The 23,291-nt window shown below is 61.9% G+C and carries 18 protein-coding genes and 1 tRNA gene; 11 read left to right on the top strand and 8 right to left on the bottom strand.

Features of this window, described 5'->3' with window-relative positions; translation table 11 throughout:
* Positions 1-98: 98 nt before the first annotated feature.
* From WC739_RS02645 to ligD (WC739_RS02615), 7 genes are all read left to right on the top strand, one after another.
* Positions 99-938 carry an ABC transporter permease gene (locus WC739_RS02645; protein WP_372951462.1) on the top strand — a complete coding sequence of 280 codons (840 nt, stop codon included), beginning with the start codon at positions 99-101 and terminating at the stop codon, positions 936-938.
* Positions 935-1,738, top strand: coding sequence for an ABC transporter permease (locus WC739_RS02640; protein ID WP_372951460.1), 804 nt, complete (start codon positions 935-937; stop codon positions 1,736-1,738). The genes WC739_RS02645 and WC739_RS02640 overlap by 4 nt, the downstream gene beginning before the upstream one ends.
* 10 nt (positions 1,739-1,748) lie before the next feature.
* Positions 1,749-2,864 (top strand): ABC transporter ATP-binding protein, encoded by a 1,116-nt coding sequence (locus tag WC739_RS02635; RefSeq protein WP_372951459.1) that lies wholly within the window; start codon positions 1,749-1,751, stop codon positions 2,862-2,864.
* Between the two features lie 46 nt (positions 2,865-2,910).
* Positions 2,911-4,194: a cytochrome P450 gene (locus WC739_RS02630; RefSeq protein ID WP_372951458.1), complete on the top strand. Its 1,284-nt coding sequence runs from the start codon at positions 2,911-2,913 to the stop codon at positions 4,192-4,194.
* 190 nt (positions 4,195-4,384) lie between these two features.
* Entirely contained in the window at positions 4,385-5,254 is an 870-nt protein-coding gene (locus WC739_RS02625; protein ID WP_372951457.1) for a Ku protein, read from the top strand.
* Positions 5,255-5,266: 12 nt separating this feature from the next.
* Positions 5,267-6,076 carry a Ku protein gene (locus WC739_RS02620; RefSeq protein ID WP_372951456.1) on the top strand — a complete coding sequence of 270 codons (810 nt, stop codon included), beginning with the start codon at positions 5,267-5,269 and terminating at the stop codon, positions 6,074-6,076.
* Entirely contained in the window at positions 6,076-7,140 is a 1,065-nt protein-coding gene (gene ligD, locus WC739_RS02615) for a non-homologous end-joining DNA ligase (protein ID WP_372951455.1), read from the top strand. Before WC739_RS02620 ends, ligD (WC739_RS02615) begins: the two co-directional genes overlap by 1 nt.
* On the opposite strand, the gene ligD (WC739_RS02610) is transcribed toward ligD (WC739_RS02615), so the two are convergent.
* The 6 genes from ligD (WC739_RS02610) to WC739_RS02585 form a co-directional block, all read right to left on the bottom strand.
* Positions 7,141-9,783: a DNA ligase D gene (gene ligD / locus WC739_RS02610; RefSeq protein WP_372951454.1), complete on the bottom strand. Its 2,643-nt coding sequence runs from the start codon at positions 9,781-9,783 to the stop codon at positions 7,141-7,143.
* 107 nt (positions 9,784-9,890) lie between these two features.
* On the bottom strand, positions 9,891-10,322 hold the full coding sequence (locus tag WC739_RS02605; RefSeq protein WP_372951453.1) for a DUF1810 domain-containing protein: 432 nt from the start codon (positions 10,320-10,322) through the stop codon (positions 9,891-9,893).
* An 82-nt stretch (positions 10,323-10,404) separates the two neighbouring features.
* Positions 10,405-11,532: a response regulator gene (locus WC739_RS02600; RefSeq protein ID WP_372951452.1), complete on the bottom strand. Its 1,128-nt coding sequence runs from the start codon at positions 11,530-11,532 to the stop codon at positions 10,405-10,407.
* An 8-nt stretch (positions 11,533-11,540) separates the two neighbouring features.
* Positions 11,541-12,104: a chemotaxis protein CheB gene (locus WC739_RS02595; RefSeq protein ID WP_372951451.1), complete on the bottom strand. Its 564-nt coding sequence runs from the start codon at positions 12,102-12,104 to the stop codon at positions 11,541-11,543.
* Positions 12,104-12,943, bottom strand: a complete 840-nt coding sequence (locus tag WC739_RS02590) for a protein-glutamate O-methyltransferase CheR (RefSeq protein ID WP_372951449.1) — start codon at positions 12,941-12,943, stop codon at positions 12,104-12,106. The genes WC739_RS02595 and WC739_RS02590 overlap by 1 nt, the downstream gene beginning before the upstream one ends.
* A complete protein-coding gene (locus WC739_RS02585) occupies positions 12,940-16,377 on the bottom strand; it encodes a response regulator (RefSeq protein WP_372951447.1) in 3,438 nt (1,145 codons plus the stop codon). Before WC739_RS02585 ends, WC739_RS02590 begins: the two co-directional genes overlap by 4 nt.
* A gap of 897 nt (positions 16,378-17,274) precedes the next feature.
* Between WC739_RS02585 and WC739_RS02580 the strand changes: the two genes are divergently transcribed.
* Positions 17,275-17,739, top strand: a complete 465-nt coding sequence (locus WC739_RS02580; protein ID WP_372951445.1) for a hypothetical protein — start codon at positions 17,275-17,277, stop codon at positions 17,737-17,739.
* 525 nt (positions 17,740-18,264) lie between these two features.
* Here WC739_RS02580 and WC739_RS02575 read toward each other — a convergent pair.
* Both WC739_RS02575 and WC739_RS02570 read right to left on the bottom strand, forming a co-directional pair.
* Positions 18,265-18,340: transfer RNA gene (locus tag WC739_RS02575), tRNA-Ala, on the bottom strand.
* Between the two features lie 172 nt (positions 18,341-18,512).
* Entirely contained in the window at positions 18,513-18,902 is a 390-nt protein-coding gene (locus WC739_RS02570; RefSeq protein WP_372951443.1) for a TIGR02300 family protein, read from the bottom strand.
* Positions 18,903-19,108: 206 nt separating this feature from the next.
* Here WC739_RS02570 and aroA point away from each other — a divergent pair, with 206 nt between their 5' ends.
* From aroA to rpsA, 3 genes are all read left to right on the top strand, one after another.
* Positions 19,109-20,464 carry a 3-phosphoshikimate 1-carboxyvinyltransferase gene (gene aroA, locus WC739_RS02565; protein ID WP_372951442.1) on the top strand — a complete coding sequence of 452 codons (1,356 nt, stop codon included), beginning with the start codon at positions 19,109-19,111 and terminating at the stop codon, positions 20,462-20,464.
* 245 nt (positions 20,465-20,709) lie between these two features.
* Complete coding sequence (cmk, locus tag WC739_RS02560; protein WP_372951441.1) at positions 20,710-21,360, top strand: (d)CMP kinase; 651 nt, start codon at positions 20,710-20,712, stop codon at positions 21,358-21,360.
* 206 nt (positions 21,361-21,566) lie between these two features.
* Complete coding sequence (gene rpsA / locus WC739_RS02555) at positions 21,567-23,264, top strand: 30S ribosomal protein S1 (RefSeq protein WP_372951439.1); 1,698 nt, start codon at positions 21,567-21,569, stop codon at positions 23,262-23,264.
* Positions 23,265-23,291 lie beyond the last annotated feature (27 nt).

The following is a 23,291-nucleotide window of genomic DNA, read 5'->3' as shown; positions in this document are numbered from 1 at the left end:
CCCACCGTGGCTTGCCCATGTGATCGTCGATTGCCGCCTGATTTCCGCCGAGCCCCGGTTCGCGATGCCAACACGCCCGCGTCGAAAGACCTGATGTCATGAAACTGCGCAGATACCTGCTGTCCGTGCCTGCCGCGATCTTGCTGACGCCGTTCTTCCTGGCGCCGCTCTTTGTCATCGGCACGGAAAGTTTCAGCGGCCAGAACGGTCCGGCCGGCGAATACATCAAGGTGGTCACCGACCCGGGCATCCGAAAGGTTCTGTACAACACGTTTTACGTGGCCTTGATGGTCACGATCCTGTCGCTGCTGGTCGGTTATCCCATTTCCTATGTTCTCGCCCGCCTCAAGGGCAGATTGGCGACGATCGGCATCTTCCTCATCTTCCTGCCGTTCTGGGCCAGCACCGTCATCCGCTCCTTCGCATGGATGATCTTGCTGGGCCGGAACGGCCCGGTGAACTCGCTGATGACAGGCATCGGCGTGATCGATGAACCAATCCGCTTCATTGACAACGGCATCGGTCTGATGATCGCCATGACCTACATCATGGTGCCGTTCATGGTCGTTCCCATCCTGAACGGGCTTCGCGCGATCGATCCTAATCTTCCGAGGGCGGCAGCGGTCATGGGCGCCAACCCGTGGCGGCAGTTTCTCGCGGTCACCCTGCCGCTGTCCATGCCCGGCATCATGGTCGGAACGACCATCGTCTTCGTGACGTCGCTCGGCTTCTTCGTCACACCGTCCCTGCTTGGCGGCAACATGACGGTGGTTTCGATCTTGATCAGCGAACAGGCAAACAGGTTGTTGAACTGGCCCCTCGCCTCGTCGCTGGCGATTGTCGTTCTCTTGCTCACCGTCCTGGTTTTTGGCCTGCTGAGGCTAAGTCAATTGGTCTCGCGTCGCAGCGGCAGGGCCCAAGCGGGGATCCTGGGGTGATCAGCGAAAAAAGACTCTGGTCGGCATGGAGCGGATTTCTTGGCGGTCTCGTGGGCGCTGTCCTGATCGGCTTCCTGGTGCCTATCCTGGTCGTCGTCGCTGTGTCGTTCCAGGGCAAATCATACCTTTCCTTTCCGCCAACCGATCTGTCCATCCGCTGGTATCAGCAGTTCCTCGGCAACGAAGACTACCTGAACGCGATCCTGAACAGCGTGATGATCGGCGCCTGCGCCGCGGCGCTGGCCACCGTCGTCGGCGTCTGCACCGCGCTCGCCGTGATCCGCGCCGACATGGCTGGCAAGTCGCTGTTGAGCGTGCTGGCGGTCGCGCCTGCGGTCCTGCCACAGATCGTCCTCGCAATCGGGCTGTTTCCGATCAGCGTCTGGCTGGGGCTGCAGGGGACGCTCGGCGCCGTGATCCTGGCCCATGCGGTGATCGGACTGCCGTTTCCGTTCATCACCGTGTGCGGCGCGTTGACCTCCTATTCCAGCCGCATGGAGATCGCGTCGATGACGCTGGGCGCGAACGCCTTCCAGACCTTCAGGCTGATCACATTCCCGATGATCCGGGCAGCTGTCATCGCCGGATTCATTTTCGCCTTCGCGGCGTCTCTGGACGAACTCGTGCTGGCCTTGTTCCTGAGCAGCCCCTCGACGCGGACGCTGCCCCTTCTGCTCTGGGAACAGCTCAACTTCCAGGTAACGCCTGAAATCGCGGCGGCGGCCACTGTCGTCCTCGTGGTGACCAGCCTACTCATCGTCGCGGCGACGCTGTTGCCGCGCCTTGGCAAGGACAAATAGGATGCTGCAAATGGCACGTCGATCGCAAGCACCGGGTCAAGCCAGCCTCGGCGGCGCCGCGGTATCGATCCGCAACCTGAGCAAGCGCTACAACAACTTCAACGCCGTGATCCCGACCACGATCGACATAGAATCCGGCGATTTCTTTGCCATTATCGGCCCCAGCGGTTCCGGCAAGTCGACGCTGCTCGGCATGATCGCGGGCTATATAGACCCCACCGCCGGACAGATCGTAATCGATGGGCATGACATCGTCCCGGAGCCGATCTACCGACGCAATATCGGCATGGTTTTCCAGAACTACGCACTCTTCCCACACATGACCGTGGCCGAAAATGTCGGGTATCCGCTCAGGATTCGCGGCGTGCCCAGGGATGAGGTCGCCAGGCGCGTCAATGAAAGCCTGGGCATGGTGCGGCTCGATGCCTTCGCGACGCGCTTGCCCTCGCAGCTGTCCGGCGGCCAGCAGCAGCGCGTGGCGCTGGCGCGTTCATCCATCTACAAACCGTCGATCCTGTTGATGGACGAGCCGCTTGGCGCCCTCGACAAGAACCTGCGCGACGAGATGCAGGAAGAGATCAAGCGCTTCCAGCAGGAGATGGGCGTCACGGTCATCTACGTGACGCACGACCAGCAGGAGGCGGCTTTCCTGGCCGACCGCATCGCGATCATGCGTGATGGTTCATTGACCCAGATCGGCAGCCCAAGAGAACTCTATGAGCATCCAAACAGCCGATTCGTGGCCGAGTTCCTGGGCGAGGCCTCGATCTTCGCGGTGAAAGCGGCAATACCTTCAGGTCCGGGCCAGACACGGATCGTGCTCGAGGGCGGCACGCAGGTCGTCATCCGCGGGGACAAGGCTGCGGGACCGGGAAAATTCGCCTGCATTCGCCCTGAGCGCATCACGGTAGGCTCAGGCGCGGCGACGCTCGACAATCACTACACCGCCACCGTGCGGGAGTGTCTCTACACCCCGGGAAGCATCCGGTACCGGGTCGAACTGGCGGGCACCGGCGACATGATGAAGATCCGCGTCCTGCCACAGATGAATACAGAGTTTTTCGAGACCGGCACGCAGGTCGATGTCGGATGGTCGTCGAGCGACATGACGATCCTTAAGGACTGACCCTTCGCCCGTTCTGACCGAACGCCGCGATCAATGAGGCGAACACATGCCCCAAACCTTGGACACGACCGGCCTGGCATCCTTGCAGGATTTCGGCTTCACCGGTGGACGCGACAGTTTCCGCATGTTCTGCAGGAACGTCTTTCGCGCTGCGCAGCCACGGTTTCTCAAGGACGAGCGCGACCAGTTGGTGGTGTTTCGCCACCGGGACCTACAGGCGTTCGGCGTCGCGCCCGAGATCGGGAACGTCCCCATCGGCAAGCTTTTTCCCAACAGCATGTCGTCCGCTGTTGCACCCGCGGAAAAGACGCCCGGGTGGGCAATCAAGGAAGTCATCGGCAACCAGGTCTTTACCTACAATCCTCCCCTGCATGGCCCGGCTCGGCGAATCCTGACCGATTGGCTGAGCCCGAAGCAGGTTGCGCTCATGGAGGACCTCGCGCGGGAAGTCGCCGGCAATGTCATCCAGGCGGCCGCGGGCATCGGCGAGATAGAATTCGTCTCCCTTGTCGCGGACGCGTTCGTCGTCGGCTTCTGGAGCAGGCTTCTTCACCTCACGCAGGATGAGCAGGTTTCTATCGGCCGGTGCGCGCACGATATGACCCGGCTTTTCCACATGAACCGGACAGCCGAGGATCTTGCTGTCCTGGACCGGGCCTTTGCCGAGTACGCTCGCATCATCGGCATCGCCGCCGATCGCGGCTTGGCCAAGGGCGATGCGACGATGATCGAAATCCACGAAAAAATAGGTCGCCTCTCCTTGGAGGACGATCCTCTCGAGGCTGGAACGAAACCAACGTCGCTCGGCGCGGCGCTCGCGGGCAATCTGGTCGATGGATTTCATACCGCCGCGCTTGCAACCGCAAACAGTTTCCACGCGCTGCTCACCCACAAGGAGGCCTACGCGGCGGTCAAGGGCAACCCTGATCTTCTGCCGCGGGCCATCGCGGAAGCACTGAGGCTCGAACCACCGGTTCTCCTGCTGTCTCGCTATGTCATGCGCGATTTTCACTACGAAGGCTTCGTGGTGTCGGCCGGACAAATCATAAGCATGTTGTGGGCGGCGGGAAACCACGACCCCATGGTGTTCGAAGATCCCGCACGTTTCGACTTGCACCGGCCCCATACAGGGCTGACGACGTTCGGCAAGGGCGTCCATATCTGTCCGGGACGCTATGTCGGCGTCATGCTTGTGCGGATACTCATTGAACAGTGTGAAGAGATGGGCATCATCCCTGAATTGGCTGACGCGCCGGTCTGGTACCCCGCTCACAAGATGAACCAGCTGAGCTCATTGCCGGTCAGGTTAATACCGCATCAACGGCCATGATCCGTCCAATCCCGGGCGCTAGCTGGCTGCTGCCTTCCCCGATCGCTGCCCGCCTGGGTCGTTGATAGGGACGGCAACTGCGCCGCAAATTCCGACCTAAGCTCTTGAAAACAGATTCATTTCGACTCGGAACATAGTGGCCGCATGCAGCTTTAATGACTCGTATAAGTTGTGTCGGAGTGCGGGTATCATGGTTGCGGCGGCGCGTGCCAACTGGAAGGGCTATATCAAGTTCGGCGAAGTGGCCTGCGCGGTCGCGCTGTACACGGCGGCGTCGTCATCCGAACGCATCGCCTTCAACACCCTCAACAGAACGACCGGGAACCGCGTGCGGCGCGAGTTCGTCGACAGCGAGACGGGCGACCCTGTCGAGCGCGAGGACCAGGTCAAGGGTTATGAGATCGAGAACGGCGACTACATCGTGCTCGAACCCGATGAAGTCGCCGCGGCAATTCCGGAGAGCGACCAGACGCTGAAGATCGAGGCGTTCGTCCCCTGCGACGAGATCGACGACGTCTACTTCGACAAGCCCTACTACCTGGCACCTGACAGAATGGGGGCCGACGCTTTCAGGCTGCTGCGCGACGGCATGCGGCAGGCCAAGGTCGTCGCCCTGGCGCGGACCGTCCTGTTCCGGCGTCTGCGCACTGTGCTGATCCGCCCGCATGGCAAGGGCTTGATCGGGACAACGCTGAATTTCGACTACGAGGTTCGATCTTCCAAGGAAGCTTTCGACGATGTGCCCGCAATGAAGATCGAAGGCGAGATGCTGGATCTCGCCAAGCACATCATCAACACCAAGAAAGGCTCATTCGACGTCAAGGCCTTCGACGACCGTTACGACGCCGCGGTCGCTGAACTCGTCAAGGCGAAGATCGAGGGCCGCACGCTTCCCAAGAAGAAGGTTCCGCCACCGTCCAAGGCCAGCGACCTGTTGCAGGCATTGCGGCAGAGCGCCGGCCTAGGCCTGGGCAAGGAAAAACGCCCTGCGAGCAAGGCACCGGTCCCCGCAAACGCGAAGCAACCCAGAAGAAATGCCGGCTCCAAGCGCGCGGCGTGATCGGAGAACGAGATGGCCTTGCGTCCTTACTGGAAAGGCTACCTGAAGCTTTCCCTCGTCACCTGTCCGGTGCAGATGACACCGGCGACTTCGGGCAGCGAAAAAGTGCGCTTCCACACGCTGAACCGCCAGACCAGCAATCGCGTCGTCAGCCACTATGTCGACGCCGTCAGCGGCAAGGAGGTCAAGGAAGAAGACGAGGTGAAGGGCTACCAGCGAGGCGAGAACGATTACATCATCCTGGAGGATGAAGAGCTCGAAAACGTCGCCCTGGACAGCACGAAGACCATCGACATCAACGTCTTTTCGCAGCGCGATACGATCGAATGGATTTGGCTCGACACGCCCTATTACCTTTCGCCCGACGATCCGGTCGGCCAGGAAGCTTTCTCGGTGATCCGCGATGCGATGGCCGCGGAAGACATGGTGGGCATATCCCGCCTCGTCCTGTCGCGTCGCGAGCGGGCCGTCATGCTGGAACCGCGAGGCAAGGGCATCGTCCTGTGGACTTTGCGCTATGGCGACGAGGTGCGCGACGAGGACAGTTACTTCAGCGGCATCGACGACTCGGTCTCCGACGCGGAGATGATGCCGCTCATCAAACAGCTGATCAAGAAGCAGACCCGGCACTGGGACAGCAAGCTGGTATCTGACCCGGTGCAGGACAAGCTGCTCGAAATCATCGAGGCCAAGCGCAAGAAGACGAAGCGGCAGGGCAAGACGAAGGCCTCGGCCGACACGGCCCCCTCGGGCAATGTCATCAACATCATGGACGCCCTGCGCAAATCCGTTGAAGCCGAGAACCGCCCGGGCAAACGCTAATGGCCGGCGTGCGGAGGCGGTCGCCCACGTCCGCGATTCCCCTCACCGCATCGTCACCAGCGACAATTCAATCCCGGCGACTGCACGGGCGCGATGCCCGGCAGCCTGATCCGCAGGGCGATCCAATGCCACAGCGCGTCGAGCCCTGCCTGGCGTTGCTCAAGCCGCGAGTGCCAACGGGGGATGACTGGCTCTTCGAGATAAAATGGGACGGATACCGGCTTGCGGTTCACATCGAACCGACCGGAGTGCGGATCATCACGCGTGGCGGGCATGACTGGACGCACCGGTTCCCCGCCATTGCAGCTGCCGCAAGGCAGCTCAACGTCAAGACGGCGATCCTCGATGGTGAGGCCGTCGTGCTTGAAGGGGATGGTCGTTCGGACTTCGGGGCCCTGCAACGGTCGCTGGGCGGGCGCGGCGGCAAGAGGATTTCGACGGAATCCATCCTCATGGCATTCGATCTTCTCTATCTCGACGGCCACGACCTGACCGGAACGGAATTGTCGGTGCGCCGCCATCTGCTCGAAGACTTGGTGACCGCAGATGGTGTTGGAGAAATCCGCCTTTCGCAAGAGGTCCAAGTCGACGGAGCCAGTCTCCTGGAACAAGCCTGCCAGTTGGGCCTCGAAGGCATCATCGCCAAGCAGCGCGGCCAGCCCTATCGATCGGGCCGGACCGGCGACTGGCACAAGATCAAGTGCGTCCAGAGCGAGAGCTTCATGATCGTCGGCTATGAAGCGTCGGCCGCCGCGAGGGGTGGCATCGGCAGCCTCTTGCTTGCCGGCAAGGGCGGAGATGGGTGGGTCTATGTGGGCGCGGTCGGAACCGGCTTCAGCGGCCAGGTCGGCAGCGATCTGCGTGGCGCGCTCGATGATCTCAGGACGGCCACGCCCGCCGTGCCCCTGAAGGGCAAGAGGCTGGTCTTTGCCGAGCCCGTTCTGGTCGCGGAAATCGAGTTTCGCGGCTGGTCGCAGGACGGGAAATTGCGGCATGCGTCCTACAAGGGACTGCGCGACACGTCGGACCATGCAGCCGTGTTCACCGTCGCCGAACACCCCTGATCATGCCGCTTGTCTCGTCGATCTTGCCAGCCGCCTGATCGCCTCCTCCAGCGGTCTGTAACCGTCCTCATAGTCCTGCCATGCGGTGGTCTTTGCCAACAACGCCGGAACGGTGCGAACAGTGAAGCGCTTCGGATCGAGGTCGGTCTTGACCTGATTCCAGGTGAGAGGCATCGAGACCGTCGCGCCGGGCCTTGCGCGAGGCGACAGCGGCGCGACCGCCGTCGCCATGCGATCGTTGCGCAGGTAGTCCAGGAAGATACGGCCGTGGCGCTGGTTCTTCGCCATCTTGATCAGGTAAAATTCGGGGTTGTCGCGGGCCATCCGCAGGCAGACATCATGCGCGAAACCCTTGGCCTCGGGCCAGGACAGCTTCTTGCGTTTGGCGACGGCAAGAGGCGTAACCACGTGAAGCCCCTTCCCGCCTGTCGACTTGCAGAAGCTGACGAGCCCGAGCGCATCGAGGCGGTCGCGCATGTCCCGCGCCGCCTCGACCACCGTCGAGAACGGCACGTCCGGGCCTGGATCGAGATCAAAGACAAGTCGGCCAGGCACTTCCGGGTGTTGCGGCTGACAATTCCAGGGATGCAGTTCCATCGCGCCGACCTGGGCGACGGCAATGAGGCCTTCGATGCGGTCGATCTGCAGATACGGCTTCTTGTCGCCGAATACCGTCACCAGCTCCAGCAGATTGGATGTTCCGGGCATGGCGTGGCGCTGGAAGAACTCCTCGCCGCCGATGCCGTCCGGCGCGCGGATGATCGAGCACGGTCGCCCTTTGATATGGTCGATCAGCCAGGGACCGACAGCTTCGTAGTAACGAGCCAGGTCTTCCTTTGTCACCGGCGTGTCGTCATTGGCGTCCGGCCACAGGGGCTTGTCAGGGTTCGAGATCAGCACGCCCATGACATCGGCCTTGCCGCCCCGCCTGGGTGCCTTGGAGGAGGTCGTGGGGGCCGGCTGCCGCACCGGGGTCTTTGCCGGCGGCGCCGGCTTCTCGGCCTCGACCTCCGCGGCAGGCTTGTCTTCTCTCACACCCTTGAAAGCCGCCTGACGCACCAGGCCGTCCGAAGTCCAGCCGGCGAACTCGATCTCGGCCACCACCTCGGGCTTCAGCCATACGACGCCGGGCTCCTTCTTCGGAGCGCCTATCCCGGTGAACGGCGACTTCGCCGCCTCGACCGCTTTCAGCCTGGGCAGCAATGCCTTGATCTTGGCCGCGCCATAGCCGGTTCCGACACGCCCGACATAGACGAAATTGTCGCCGCGGTGGGTGCCCACGAGCAGGGACCGGAATTTGCCGTTCGTCGTAGCGTAGCCACCGATGACGACCTCATGTCCGGCACGGCATTTGGATTTTGCCCAGGTGTCCGTGCGGCCTGACTGGTAGGGAGCGTCCGCGCGCTTCGACACGATGCCCTCGAGCGAAAGACGGCATGCCGATCGAAGAACCGCGTCGCCGCCGGTCTCGAAATGTTCGACGAAACGGAGGCGGCTGTCCTCGCCGGCGTCCGCCAGGAGCTGCTGCAGGCGGGCCTTGCGATCGGCCAATGGCGAGGCCCGCAGGTCCTCACCGGCATCGAACAGAAGGTCGAAGGCAAAATAGACGAGTTCATCGGTCTTGCCCTCGGACAGGGCAGCCTGAAGTGCGGCGAAGTCCGGCGCCCCGCTGTCGTCCAAAGCGCATATCTCGCCATCGATGATTGCGTCGGGAAGCTTGCCGGCGGCGCGCGCGATCGCCGGATATTTGGCGGTCCAGTCAAGGCCCTTGCGGGTCTTCAGCGTTGACTTGCCGCCAAGCACTCGCATCTGGATGCGGTCTCCGTCGAATTTGATCTCGTGCAGCCATCCGCCGCCCGATGGGGGACGCTGCAAGGTCTCGCATAGCTGGGGCTCGATGAAATCGGGAAGATTGGCGACAACCGCCTGCCGCCCCTTCCTTCCGCCCGCGCCTGCCTTCCGCTCTCTTGCCGCCAGGCCCGTGCTGCTGTCCCAGATCGCGTCGGCTCCCATCTTGCCGCCTTGCAGCATGAAGGGTTTCGGTTTGCGGCCCTTGCCCGCGGCGATCGCATCCATGCTGCGCCCGGAAGCAACGGAGGTGTCATTTGCATCGAGGATTGCCGCTCCATTCGCTTCGACCGCAAAGTCGTCGCGATGCTTGATCAGGAGCCAGTTGGTGCGTTTGCTCCGCTCGCGGTCATTTGCCATTCGAACGAGCACGAAGCTGCCATGCAACCGCTCGCCTTCCAGTGTGAACTTGAAATCACCTTTTTCGAGCGCCTGTTCGGGGCTTCTCTTGCCTTCCGGCTCCCAATAGCCGCGGTCCCAAAGCATGACGGTGCCGCCGCCATATTGACCCTTGGGGATCGTGCCCTCGAAATCCCCATAGTCCAGCGGATGATCCTCCACTTCGACGGCGAGCCGCTTGTCATGCGGATCGAGGGAAGGACCTCGAGTCACCGCCCAGGATTTGAAGACACCGTCGAGCTCGAGACGCAGATCGTAGTGCAGCCGCGTTGCATCATGCTTCTGGATGACGAAGCGTCGACGGTTGGAGGGCTTGACCGCATCCTGGCCGCTCGGTTCCTGCGTCTGTCGAAAATCACGCTTCGATTTATAAGTGGTGAGCTTGTCGCTGGCCATAAGCATCCCCAGGGTTCTCGCTCGATATGAATGCCCCCAGGCGACACATGTTCCGCCGCGAGCCGCCCCGGATGTCGAGCTGGCTCCAGGTATCGCCGGTTAACTCCTCAGCCTTTCAGGATGGCCAGAGAGGCATCATCCATTTTGCCGGCGAACCAGCGATCAAGCGCTGCGCGGAAGGGATTGTCCGCAGCGGCGCAGGCCACTGCAAAGAGCGACATCGACGAGTGGAACTTGAGGTCGTCCGGCGACCCGAAAATCTGGCGCAGCGACAGTCCGCTTGTGGCCAGCACCGCCCGCGTTGCAAGATCAAGGCGTGGACCAAGAACAGGGTGCGCGAGATAGGTGACGGCTTCGTCGAGCGATCCAATGCCGTAGAATTGCGCCGTGGATGACCGGCCGAGGCCTCGCAATTGCGGGAAGACGAACCACATCCAATGTGTGCGCTTGTGGCCATCACGGAGTTCGCCGATCGCGCTTTCAAATGTGTCTGCCTGCGCGTGGACGAAGCGCTGCAGGTCGAATGGATCTTCTGCCATCTATTTGCCTTTGCCGCGCCGAGGCTTCCAGGGGACACAAAGTCCGAAGCTCGGTCCCGTGATCGAGACTGTCTCGCGCGGGTTAGGCGCCATGGGGCACGAGACTTGCCAAGGGAATCTTGAGCAACAGGGAAAGCCCATCGCTTTTCCAGTCTCTGTCAATGGTCCCCCCAAGGCCCCGCAACGCTACCCTTTCTAGGGTCGTCCCGAAACCCTCACGGCCCGACGCTTCGGGTGAAGGCGCTGAGCCGCGCTCATCCCAGGCAACATGAAGATCGGCGTCAACCGGTGAAACGTCGATCATCAATCGGCCGCTTGGCGTAGAAAGCGCGCCATATTTTGCTGCATTGGTCGCCAGTTCGTGAAGCAATAGTGCGAGTGACGTCAGGGCGCTGCCTGAAAGCGGCACGTCGGAACCACTGACCAGGATGCGCGAATGCTGCACATGTTCGTGCGGCGCCAATATGGCTTTCATCAGGGCCAAAACCGTGGTCGTCGCCCCCATGGCGCCCTGATTGCTCAGATCGGGCAGCGTCAAATCATGCGCGCGCCCGAGCGCGTGCAGACGCGACTTCAGATCCACCGAAAACTCCTGGATGCTCGTGGCGCTTTGGGCGCTGAGCGAGATCATCCCTGCCGTCACGCTGAACAGGTTCTTGATGCGGTGATTTATTTCACGCAGCAGCACCTCCTGCTGTGCACGGGCGTCCTTGTGCTGGGTGATGTCGTCCCTCAGGGTGACGAGGAATTCATCCTTCCGGCGCCCGGCTTCCCGCAGCGCCTGCGCTTGCGCCTCCAACTCGTCTCGTTGTTGGGCTATCTGCTGGCGCTGCCGGTACAACTCGAAGAACACCTCCACCTTGCTGCGCAGAATATCCGGCTCGATGGGCTTTTGAATGAAGTCGACGGCACCGGCCTCATAGCCGCGAAACCGCCGTTGATTATCGGCGCTGCCGGCGGTGACGAAAATAATCGGAATGCGTCGTGTGCGTTCGTTGCCCCGCATCAGTTCGGCCAGTTCGAAGCCATTGAGGCCGGGCATCTGCACATCGACGAGCGCCAGAGCGACATCATGCTGAAGCAGGAGTTCAAGCGCCTGATCACCGGAGCGGGCTTTCAGAAGAACAAGATTCTCCCGGCGCAGCAGCGCCTCCAGGGACAGGAGGTTTTCCTCCAGATCGTCGACCAACAGACAAGTGACGGGGTGCATGGTCGGCCTCAAACCTCTTGCAAATAGGCGGCTATGGCGCTCAGCGACAGAACGCTGGCACTCGGACACATCTCAATGGCGGCTTCGGGCATCGCGGATGCGAAAGCGCCCTTCGGACTTTGAACGATCGCGCTGCCACCCGCCTCGACAACGGCCCGCATGCCTTTGGCGCCGTCATGGTTGGCGCCGGTGAGGACGATCGCCATCAAGGCCGGGCCATAGGCGTCGGCGGCGGTTTCGAACAGGACGTCGATCGAGGGCCGCGAAAAGAGAACGGGTTCGTCGCTGGAAAGCGATAGATATCTGTCCGCCTCCACCAGCAGATGATAATCGGGCGGCGCGAAATAGACCGTGCCCCCAACGATCGGTTCCTTGTCTTCCGCTTCGCGAACCGAAACCCGACATTTCGCCTGAAACAGTTCGGCAAGCATGCTGCGTTTGTCGGGCGGGACATGGACGACCACGATCACCGGCAGCCTGAAGCCTTCCGGCAAGGCTGGAAGAATGGCCGATAGCGCATCCAGCGCGCCCGCGGAGGCCCCTATCACGATGGCTTCGACCGCTACGCCCATCAGTCGGCACGCCTTTGATAGATCTTCTCTTCACGCACGAAATCGGTGAAGGCTCCACCCTGGTTGGAAAAGCGCAGGCTTTCCTTGGCGCCAAGGCCCAGAAATCCCTTTCTCGCCAGCGACTCCTTGAACAGGCCAAGCGCGCGATCCTGCAAAGCCCGGTCGAAATAGATCAAGACGTTGCGGCACGAGATCAGGTTCATTTCGCCAAACACGGCGTCGGTGACCAGGCTGTGGTCGGAGAAGACCACGTTGCGGCGCAGGCTCTTGTCGAACGAAACCCTGCCATAGGCCGCCTGATAGTAATCGGACAGGGATGACTTGCCGCCCGACTTACGATGGTTCTCCGTAAACAGCGGGATCCGGTCCATCGTAAAGATCCCGGCCTCAGCCGCCTGCAGCGCGTCCTGGCTGATGTCTGTGGCGTAGAACAGGGTGCGGTCCTCGAGCCCCTCTTCCCGGAACAGGATGACGAGGGAGTACAGCTCTTCGCCCCTGCTGCACCCGGCAATCCAGACCTTGAGCGAGGGGTAGGTCCGCAAATGAGGGACAACCTTGTCGCGGATCGCCTTGAAATACGAGGGATCACGAAACATCTCACTGACCTGGACGGTCAGATACCGCAGCAGGCGTCCCAGCATGGCGGGATCGTGCAGCAGGCTCTCCTGCATGGCAGAGAAGGTCGGAAACCCCAACTGCTCTCGCCCCTGCTTCAGGCGACGTTTGATGGAGGCCATCGCATAGTTGCGAAAGTCATAGTGATATCTTGTGTACAGCGCCTCCAGCAGGAGCCGGATTTCAATGTCCTCCGTCTTTTCCGAGGGGGCCGTGTCCGTCACTTGGGCATCCAGACACGCACGAGGGAAAGAAGCTTTTCCACATCCAGCGGCTTGGCCATGTAGTCATTGGCACCGGCGTCGATGCAGCGCTGCTGGTCGTCGGGCATCGCCTTGGCTGTGAGCGTGATGATGGGCAGTTTCTTCCAGGCGGCGTTCTTGCGTATCGCGCGCGTCGCCTCGAGCCCGTCCATGACCGGCATCATCACATCCATCAGCACGAGATCGATCGCCGAGCCCTCGCGGCTGGAAAATTTTGTCAATGCGTCCAGGGCCTCGCGTCCGTTGCGGGCAATCTCGACGACAGCGCCGCGTGGCTCCAGGATGTTTGTCAGCGCATAGACGTTGCGCACGTCATCCTCCACGACAAGGATGCGCCGCCCTTCCAGCAAGGCGTCTCTGTTTCGCGCCTTGCGGATCATCTTCTGCTGCTCGTCGGGAAGTTCCGAGACCACCTGGTGGAGGAAAAGGGTGACCTCGTCCAGAAGCCGTTCGGGTGACTTCGCGCCCTTGATGATGATCGATTTCGAATATTTGCGCAGGCGGTGTTCGTCGGCTGCCGACAATTCCCGGCCGGTGTAGACGATCACCTGCGGAAATGAGTAGGCGGTCTCTCCGCTCAGGGTCTCAAGCAATGAATAGCCCGACGCGTCCGGGAGCGACAGATCCAGTACCATGCAGTCGAAGGTCTGGCTCTTCAGAAGCTCCAGGCATTCGGCCGCGGTTCCGGCAGTCACTGTTTCGACGTCGTGGGACGTCAGCAGCTTCGCCATCGCCTCGCGCTGAACCCGGTCGTCCTCGACAATCAGCACGCGGTGCAGGCGCTGCGAGATTTTTGCCTCAAGCTTCTGCAGGACCTCGACAAGTTGCTCGCGCCTGACCGGCTTGAGGTCGTAGCCAACGGCACCGAGCGAGAACGCCGTTGCCGCGTGATCACCGCCCGAGACGATATGGATGGGGATGTGGCGCGTCTCGACATCGTGCTTGAGCCGGTCGAGCACGGCCAGACCGGACTGATCAGGCAGGCCGACATCGAGAATGATGGCGCTGGGCAGGAATTCCTTGGCCAGGGTCAGCGCTTCTTCAGCTGTCCCGGCGACGATCGAGCGGAACCCCATCTCGCGTGACAGATCGCGCAGGATGGACGCAAAGTTGGCGTCGTCCTCGATGACCAGAAGCACACGTTTGCCGTCGGGCGTCCCGTCACGGTCATCCTCGATCGTACGGGGCCGCGCCGGCGCAGCCGAGCGAGGTTTTTCGACACCGGGGAGCGCAGGCGTGGCAGCAACGTCTTCCTGTGCCTCGCGTGGCGCGACCTTTGCGGGGTCATAGGACACCGGAATCGTGATCGTGAAGGTGCTGCCCTGGCCGGGTTGGCTGTCCAGCTCCATCGAACCGCCCAGCAGGCGCACCAATTGCCGCGATATCGAAAGGCCAAGCCCCGTGCCGCCATACTTGCGGCTGATCGTGCCGTCGGCTTGATGGAATGCTTCAAAGACGCTCTGCTGCTGCTCCTTGGCGATGCCGATACCGGTATCCGACACGGCAAAGGAAATCTGTCCTTCATCAGCGGGACGTATCGAAACCGCGACCTCGCCCGCCTCGGTGAATTTGAAGGCGTTGGACAGAAGATTTTTCAGCACCTGTTCGAGGCGCTGCGCATCGGTTTCGATGCTGGCGGGAAGCTCCGGGTCGATCTCGATCTTGAACGCCAGGCCCTTGTCCCTCGCAACGGGGTCGAAGAGCTGGCGGATGCTGTCGGCCAGTCGCCGGACGGCAACTGGCTCAGGCCTGATTTCCACATGTCCGGCCTCGATCTTGGAAAGGTCCAGGATGTCGTTGATCAGGTTGAGAAGATCATTGCCCGACGATTGAATGGTTTGCGCATACTTGACCTGCTCGGCGCTGAGATTGTCGTTGGGATTGTCGGCAAGGAGCTTGGCCAGGATCAGCGACGAGTTGAGCGGCGTGCGCAGCTCATGTGACATGTTGGCAAGAAAGTCGGACTTGTACCGGCTCGCCTGTTCGAGTTCCCGGGCCTTGAGATTGACGGAGGCATTGACGCGCTCCAGATCGTCGCGCTGCAATTCCAGCTGCTGGGCCTGCTGCTCCAGTTGCGAATTGGTCTGTTCGAGTTCGACCTGCTGCAGTTCGAGCCGCGATTGGGACTCCTTGAGCGCCCGGCTCTGCTCTTCCAATTCCTCGTTCGAGACACGCAACTCCTCGCTCTGCGTCTGCAGTTCTTCCGACTGGCGTTGGGTTTCTTCGAGGAGGTTCTGCAACTCGCCACGGTAGTTGGCGGAACGCATCGCGATCGCGACCGCCGGCGCCGCCTCTTCAAGAAGGCTGACAACTCGCTCATCGACGCTACGCAGGAAGCCGAGCTCAAGCACGGCGTTGACCCTTCCGTCGATGCTTGCAGGCACGATGATGAGATGCTTCGGTCTATCCTGACCCAGCGCCGAACCGAATGCGAGATACCCGTCCGGCACATCCGCGACCAGCATGGACCGACCGTCGGAAACGGCCTGGCCCAGCAGGCCTTCCCTGCGCGAGAACTGCAAGGGGACTTTGGCGTCGGTGGGGACGCCGTAGGTCGATGCGCGCCGATAGACCTCGCCGCTGCCGACAAACAGTGCCCCCGCGACGGCGCCAAGGTAACCAGCGAGGAATTCCAGAATGCTGTTGCCGAGTTGCTCGACCTGCTGGTCGCCGATGATGGCAGAGGCCAATCCAACCTGGCCCGATTGAAGCCACTCTTCGCGTCGACGCGCCAGCGTGGCCCTGCGCATCAGGAAGCCGATCGCGGCTGTGAGCACGATACCCAGCACGGCAGAAAGGAAACCGCTGGCAAGCGCGGTCTGCTGCGCTGAATCCATCTCGGCGAGCCGCCTTGAGCGAAGCGTTGCCTCTTCCTGGGCCATGGTCGCGAGCTGTGTGCGGATGGCATCCATTTCGGTCTTGCCGCGATCGCCGTTGACGACCGCCAGGGCCGCCTCGAGGCCTTGCGTACGGCGCAGCTCGATCGTCCTGGCGAGTTCGGCGAGTTTGGCCTCGACATGCAGCTTGAGCGTAGCGGTCGTTCGTTCCTGGGCAGGATTGTCCCGTGTCAGCAGGACGATCTCATTGAGCTTTGCCGGGATCTCTGCCAGGGCTTTGCCGTAGGGCTCCAGATATTTTTCATTGTTCGTCAGCAGGAATCCGCGCTGACCCGTCTCGGCGTCCTGGGCACTCGACAGCAAGGCATCGAGCGCCACGATGACGTCATAGGACTGGACAATCTTCTGATTGCCCTCTCGCACGGCCTGCAGATTGAAATACGCAAGCGTGCCGCTGACCACAAAGAAAACCACGGCGACCGCAAGGCCCAACGCAACAGCCGGGTCGAGCCCGAGCGTGCGTTCAGACTGACCTGAGAGAGAGCTTCGCATCATCATATGGTCTCAAAAATTGCATGCCAGGCGTCTGCAGACTTCTGCTGGGCCGCCAATGTGAGGTTTGGCGGTGCCGAGCGTCTTTGCATATGCGGCCGTGATACCCCGAATGGGACGAAAGCGATCTATATGTGCTGGAAATCGCTATCACAAGCAGGCTTTGGCCGTACGCTTTGATCAATCGGCAGCCATATAGTTCGCGATGATCCGGGAGGCTATGGCATCGCGACGCTTCGTCGGGCTGATCATCAAGCCTGAGTGTCCAAGACCCGTCCGGGGTGGACAAGGCTGAGCAGGATCTCGCCAGAACCCTCCCGGTTCATGTCGCGGAGCCATCGCTGTCTGGATGTATTGTGTGCGCGGTGATTGGCGCCCGCCCTATCAGGCCGGGGCAGATTCAGGCATCGCTTGCACCGCACCGCGACGGCTGCCATATCCACGGCTCCCCGGCCGCAGGACTCGAGCCCGGTTCCTTTCCGCGTCCAGCAACTCCTCTTCGCGCTTCAAGCCATTCATGAATAGGGTCAGTAGCCGTGAACCCGTCCATTCGGCCTCCCGCGAATTGAGCGATAATCCATGCTCGTCACAAACTGTGCGGCACACCCGAGCGAGCATATCGATTTCACTGGGTTCAAGGCACTGGCCAGGGAAAAGCATAGTCTTTCCTCCTCGAAAGCCTACAGCCCCGCACAATAGCAGCGACTGGATCGCTGCAAAATAAAATTTGATGGAGGGCCAGCCCTCAAACACGAAAGCCCGCCAGCCGAAGCCGCGGGCTTTGTGATAAGGCGCGAACTCTGCTGGCGATACTAGTTAGGGAAGGCACGGGTCAAAAGGCGCAGAATGCAGTGACGGCTGAAATCTTATCTCGTCAGTAGCTGCTTTTCATAGGTCTTCTTCATGGAAATTCCCCTTTCCGTTTCCCTCGACTTTGAAAGTGCGAAGGGCTTGGAAAGCTGCCAAGAAAAACGCGATAGAGACCAGGGGGCTCGCGGCCGATCTGGACCGGGGCGGGAGCCATCGGGTCACACTGCACCAGACAGCGCCCGCAACTTACTTGGCTGTGAAGAATGTCAGCAGAACTTTGCCTTTGTCCCCGACCAAGCAAACGAACCGGTCTGGCGCTCCGGTCTTGCCGCCTCGAGCAATGTACGCCTCGCCGAGGACGACTATTTTGATTGGAACGTCCCCAACGGTGGTGTCAGCCTTGCTCATCGCGACACTTTCCATGTCGATGACGAGGTCGCTAATGTCCTTCGACTTTTCCTGAAGAGCCAACAGGCCGGTGGATTTGCAAGCGCTAATTGCTGGATCGTCGGTTGTCTGCGCAAGGCAGCTTCCGGTCAGCAGGCCCAGGAGGACTGACGACGCAACCATGATCTTTACCGGCATAGGAGTTCTCCAACGGACGAGATGCACGACGAGGCGCACCGTCAGGTAAGCCACGGTCGAGAAATTCGTTCCTTTTCGTGGATAAAGACTGCCGCGCCGCTGCGCAAAGCGCGACGCCAGCCCTTTTGAACCTCTTGGGGGCTAGTGCCGGGGTAGGTTGATCAGTTTCGGATTATTGGGGTACGGTCGCGGGATGACCGAATACGACAGGAAACGCGGCAACCGGGGCGGCCAATTGCTGTTCTGGCTTGTCGTTGTGTTGTTGCTGATCGCTGGTGCGATCTGGTGGACGAGGTAGCCAATGGGTCGAGCCGCCCATAAACTCCCATTGGCAATGGCCTCCCATACTGTCTCCGAAAATTCCGGACACTAAAAAAGGGCCGAATTTCTCTGCGCCGCAGAACGGAAGGATTTAGCTCCAGGGGAGCCCGGAACCGGTTGCGGGAATGACAGCCAAATGAGGCTATCTCCTAAAGTATTGAAATCCCAGGAGATGACTGGTGGAGCCAATCGGAATCGAACCGACGACCTCTTGAATGCCATTCAAGCGCTCTCCCAACTGAGCTATGGCCCCACTTCCGGCAGTCAGCCGGCGCCGTTTCCGGCGAAGAGATCCGGCGCGGGTTGGAGCCGCGCCGTCAGTGCAGGCGGCTTCTAACCCCGCCCTTCGTCAATATCAAGCCTTCGGCAGCGGCTTTTTCTTCTCGGGGCGCGAAAGCCGGCAAAGGCCCGCGCCCGAAGGCGCATCAGACCTCGTCGTCGTCGTCGCCGACGCCGATCATGTCGGCGACGTCGTCGTCTTCTTCCTCTTCGTCGGCAAGGAAGGTGTCATCCTCGTCGTCGCCCAGGTCGACATCGTCCTCGTCATCGCCAAGATCGGGAAGGTCGTCAGCCTTGACGTCCTCGTCGGCCTCTTCGAGCGAGACGACCTCAACGCCCTCTTCTTCCTCGGCGTCCACTTCCTTCTCGACCACTTCCTCTTCCTCTTCGATGGCGGCGATCTTGCCTTCCTCGAAGTAGGAGCGCGGATAGGTCTTGTTGGTGTAGGGCGAGACGATCGGATCCTTGTTCAGGTCGTAGAATTTTCGCCCCGTCTCCGGGTCGATGCGTTTTGTGCCAAGTTCGGTTTTTGCCACGGCAAGCCTCGTCAGTAAAAGAGTGGTCCCCATAACCACAGTTTGCAGCGCTGTCAAAGCGAAAAGCCGGCGCCACAAAACCATGCATTGAAAGGCGTCGCGTCAAGTGACGGCCATGGGGATGACCATTGCGGCCCGCCGTGATACGAGACCGCCGCAACACATGTAAAGCGCCGGCCCGCCGGCATTCCATCCAGGGAAATCCCATGTCTCATGCCGCCGCCAAGCCGGCCACCGCCCGCAAATCACCGGCGCTTGCCGGCAAGGCCCGCGTGCCGGGCGACAAGTCGATCTCGCACCGTTCCTTCATGTTCGGCGGGCTGGCGTCCGGAGAGACCCGCATCACCGGCCTGCTGGAAGGCGAGGATGTGATGCGCACCGGCGCGGCCATGAAGGCGATGGGCGCCCATATCGAGAAGCGCGGCGCCGAATGGGTGATCCGCGGCACCGGCAATGGCGCGCTGCTGCAGCCGGAGGGGCCGCTCGATTTCGGCAATGCCGGCACCGGCTCGCGGCTGACCATGGGCCTGGTCGGCACCTATGACATGGAAACCACCTTCATCGGCGACGCCTCGCTGTCAGGCCGGCCCATGGGCCGCGTGCTGGAGCCCCTGCGCCAGATGGGCGTGCAGGTGCTGAAAGCGACGCCCGGCGACCGCATGCCGATCACCCTGCACGGCCCCAAGCATGCCGCGCCGATCACCTACCGCGTGCCAATGGCCTCTGCGCAGGTGAAGTCGGCGGTGCTGCTCGCCGGCCTCAACACGCCGGGCATCACCACCGTCATCGAACCGGTGATGACGCGCGACCACACGGAGAAGATGCTGAAGGGGTTCGGCGCGAACCTCACGGTCGAGACCGACGAGCGCGGCGTGCGCCACATCTTCATCGAAGGCCAGGGCAAACTCACCGGCCAGACCATCGCGGTGCCGGGCGACCCGTCCTCGGCCGGCTTCCCGCTGGTGGCCGCGCTGATCGTGCCGGGTTCGGACATCGTCATCGAAAACGTGCTGATGAACCCGACCCGCACTGGGCTGTTGCTGACGCTGCAGGAAATGGGCGGCAAGATCGATATCCTCGACCCGCGCAATGAAGGCGGCGAGGATGTCGCCGACCTGCGCGTGCGCTATTCCGAATTGAAGGGCGTCACCGTGCCGCCGGAGCGGGCGCCAACGATGATCGACGAGTATCCGGTGCTGGCCGTTGCCGCGAGCTTCGCCGAAGGCGAGACGCTGATGCTGGGGCTGGAAGAGCTGCGGGTGAAGGAATCCGACCGGTTGTCGGCCGTCGCCAACGGGCTGAAGCTCAACGGCGTCGACTGCACCGAGGGCGAAGCCTCGCTTGCCGTGCGCGGCAGGCCGGGCGGCAAGGGCCTCGGCGGCCACCCCAACGGCCAGGACACGACGGTGCAGACGCATCTCGACCACCGCATCGCCATGAGCTTCCTGGTGATGGGGCTGGCGACGGAGAAGCCGGTGACCATCGACGACCAGGCGATGATCGCGACGAGTTTTCCGGAGTTCATGGGATTGATGACGGGGCTGGGCGCGGAGATCGAGTGACGGGTGATGGCAATCAATAGGGGCCGGATTGGAACGTTGGAGGGACAGCGCCCCCCTCTGTCCTGCCGGACATCTCCCCCACAAGGGGGGAGATTGGCAGCTTTGGCGCTCCGCTCATTCCTGCAGCGTCGACAATTGGCGAAGTCCAAGATGACGGCCAATCTCTCCCCCCGTGGGGGAGATGTCCGGCAGGACAGAGGGGGGCGCGAAGGATCACGGCGCCTGCCTCTTTCACTGGCCCGCCAATGACACACGTGTTCACCATCGCCATCGACGGCCCCGCCGGCGCCGGCAAAGGCACGCTGGCCCGCCGTCTCGCAGATCACTATCGCCTCAACCTGCTCGACACCGGCCTCACCTACCGGGCCGTGGCCTATGCGCTCATCCAGCACGCGCTGCCGCTCGACAATGTCTCGGCCGCCGAAACCGCTGCCCGCCAGGTCGATCTGGCGAGCCTCGACCGGGCGGTGCTGTCGGCGCATGCGGTCGGCGAAGCGGCCTCGAAGGTCGCGGTGTTCCCGACGGTGCGGCGCATCCTGGTCGAAAAGCAGCGCGACTTCGCCAGGACGCCGCCGGGCGCGGTGCTCGACGGCCGTGACATCGGCACCGTCGTGTGCCCCGACGCCGACATCAAGCTCTACGTTACCGCCAGCGCGGAGGTGCGGGCAAGGCGCCGCCTGGCCGAGATCGAGAGCATCGGCGGCACCGCCGATTTCACCGAAATCCTCGCCGATATCCAGCGGCGCGACGAGCGCGACATGGGCCGCGCCGACTCCCCGCTGAAGCCCGCCGCCGACGCGCACTTGCTTGATACCAGCGAAATGGCTATAGAAGCCGCGTTTCTCGCAGCCAGAGCTGTTATCGACGACGCCTTGGCTAGGAGAAACAACGCCTGATCCGGGTTTCTCCCGTGTTTCCGTTGCCGGAAGCGCTGAAAATACCCATATCGGGCATCAAACAGCCTGCCAGCATTCTTCATGCGCCGGAATTGCCGCCTGAACAGCGGCCCAGGGCTTTTGTAGCCCGGAGCGCCGGCAGGCCAACGCAACGCTAACCCACGGCGCCCGCCCCGCGACAGTTGCGGGGCATTCCAGGAGAAACAATGTCAGCTGCAAATCCCACTCGCGACGATTTCGCGAGCCTGCTTGAAGAATCATTTACCGCCGGCCATTCCGGCGAAGGCCAGGTCGTCAAGGGCATCATCACCGCCATTGAAAAAGACATGGCCATCATCGACGTCGGCCTCAAGGTCGAAGGCCGCGTGCCGCTGAAGGAATTCGGCGTCAAGGGCAAGGACACCACCCTCAAGGTCGGTGACACCGTCGAAGTCTATGTCGAGCGCATCGAAAACGCGCTTGGCGAAGCGATGCTTTCCCGTGAGAAGGCCCGCCGCGAAGAGAGCTGGGTCCGCCTCGAAGAGAAGTTCACCAAGGGTGAGCGCGTCGAAGGCGTCATCTTCAACCAGGTCAAGGGCGGCTTCACCGTCGACCTCGACGGCGCCGTGGCCTTCCTGCCGCGCAGCCAGGTCGATATCCGCCCGATCCGCGACGTCTCCCCGCTGATGCACAACCCGCAGCCCTTCGAGATCCTCAAGATGGATCGCCGCCGCGGCAACATCGTGGTGTCGCGCCGCACCGTGCTCGAGGAGAGCCGCGCCGAACAGCGTTCGGAAATCGTGCAGAACCTCGAGGAAGGCCAGGTTGTCGAAGGCGTCGTCAAGAACATCACCGACTATGGTGCGTTCGTCGACCTCGGCGGCATTGACGGCCTGCTGCATGTCACCGACATGGCATGGCGCCGCGTCAACCATCCGACCGAAATCCTCAACATCGGCCAGACGGTCAAGGTGCAGATCATCCGCATCAACCAGGAAACCCACCGCATCTCGCTCGGCATGAAGCAGCTCGAGAGCGATCCGTGGTCCGAGATCGGCACCAAGTTCCCGATCGGCAAGAAGATCAAGGGCACCGTCACCAACATCACCGACTACGGCGCGTTCGTCGAGCTGGAGCCGGGCATCGAAGGCCTCATCCACGTTTCGGAAATGTCGTGGACGAAGAAGAACGTGCATCCCGGCAAGATCCTGTCGACGACGCAGGAAGTCGACGTGGTGGTGCTCGAGGTCGATCCGGCCAAGCGCCGCATCTCGCTCGGCCTCAAGCAGACGCTCGAGAATCCGTGGCAGGCTTTCGCCAACAGCCATCCGGTCGGCAGCCAGGTCGAGGGCGAGGTCAAGAACAAGACCGAGTTCGGCCTGTTCATCGGCCTCGACGGCGACGTGGACGGCATGGTCCATCTCTCGGACCTCGACTGGACCCGTCCGGGCGAGCAGGTCATCGAAGAGTATAATCGCGGCGACATGGTCAAGGCGCAGGTGCTCGACGTCGACATCGACAAGGAGCGCATCTCGCTCGGCATCAAGCAGCTGGCCAAGGATTCGGTCGGCGAGGCGGCGACTTCAGGCGAACTGCGCAAGAACGCCGTCGTCACCTGCGAAGTCACCGGGATCAAGGATGGCGGTCTGGAAGTGCGGCTGGTCGACAGCGGCATCGAGACCTTCATCAAGCGCAACGACCTCAGCCGTGACCGTGACGAGCAGCGCCCCGAGCGTTTCTCCGTCGGCCAGAAGCTCGATGCACGCGTCATCGCCTTCGACAAGAAGACCCGCAAGCTGCAGGTCTCGATCAAGGCGCTGGAAATCGCCGAGGAAAAGGAAGCGGTTGCCCAGTATGGCTCGACCGACTCCGGCGCCTCGCTTGGCGACATCCTGGGTGCCGCGCTGAAGAAGCAGGGCAGCTAAGCATCGGTCGCGCCTCGCGCGCGGCCT

It is taken from the genome of Mesorhizobium sp., from assembly GCF_041661565.1.
In the GTDB taxonomy this organism is placed as follows: domain Bacteria; phylum Pseudomonadota; class Alphaproteobacteria; order Rhizobiales; family Rhizobiaceae; genus Mesorhizobium.
This window is presented reverse-complemented; position numbering and strand designations above follow the sequence as displayed.

What these genes read in the sequence shown, in the direction of transcription:
- WC739_RS02645 (WP_372951462.1), top strand. Translation starts at nt 99, where the DNA reads ATGAAACTGCGCAGATACCTGCTGTCCGTGCCTGCCGCGATCTTGCTG.
- WC739_RS02635 (WP_372951459.1), top strand. Translation starts at nt 1,749, where the DNA reads ATGGCACGTCGATCGCAAGCACCGGGTCAAGCCAGCCTCGGCGGCGCC.
- WC739_RS02630 (WP_372951458.1), top strand. Translation starts at nt 2,911, where the DNA reads ATGCCCCAAACCTTGGACACGACCGGCCTGGCATCCTTGCAGGATTTC.
- WC739_RS02625 (WP_372951457.1), top strand. Translation starts at nt 4,385, where the DNA reads ATGGTTGCGGCGGCGCGTGCCAACTGGAAGGGCTATATCAAGTTCGGC.
- WC739_RS02620 (WP_372951456.1), top strand. Translation starts at nt 5,267, where the DNA reads ATGGCCTTGCGTCCTTACTGGAAAGGCTACCTGAAGCTTTCCCTCGTC.
- ligD (WP_372951455.1), top strand. Translation starts at nt 6,076, where the DNA reads ATGGCCGGCGTGCGGAGGCGGTCGCCCACGTCCGCGATTCCCCTCACC.
- ligD (WP_372951454.1), bottom strand. Translation starts at nt 9,783, where the DNA reads ATGGCCAGCGACAAGCTCACCACTTATAAATCGAAGCGTGATTTTCGA.
- WC739_RS02605 (WP_372951453.1), bottom strand. Translation starts at nt 10,322, where the DNA reads ATGGCAGAAGATCCATTCGACCTGCAGCGCTTCGTCCACGCGCAGGCA.
- WC739_RS02600 (WP_372951452.1), bottom strand. Translation starts at nt 11,532, where the DNA reads ATGCACCCCGTCACTTGTCTGTTGGTCGACGATCTGGAGGAAAACCTC.
- WC739_RS02595 (WP_372951451.1), bottom strand. Translation starts at nt 12,104, where the DNA reads ATGGGCGTAGCGGTCGAAGCCATCGTGATAGGGGCCTCCGCGGGCGCG.
- WC739_RS02585 (WP_372951447.1), bottom strand. Translation starts at nt 16,377, where the DNA reads ATGATGATGCGAAGCTCTCTCTCAGGTCAGTCTGAACGCACGCTCGGG.
- WC739_RS02580 (WP_372951445.1), top strand. Translation starts at nt 17,275, where the DNA reads ATGGAAATTCCCCTTTCCGTTTCCCTCGACTTTGAAAGTGCGAAGGGC.
- aroA (WP_372951442.1), top strand. Translation starts at nt 19,109, where the DNA reads ATGTCTCATGCCGCCGCCAAGCCGGCCACCGCCCGCAAATCACCGGCG.
- cmk (WP_372951441.1), top strand. Translation starts at nt 20,710, where the DNA reads ATGACACACGTGTTCACCATCGCCATCGACGGCCCCGCCGGCGCCGGC.
- rpsA (WP_372951439.1), top strand. Translation starts at nt 21,567, where the DNA reads ATGTCAGCTGCAAATCCCACTCGCGACGATTTCGCGAGCCTGCTTGAA.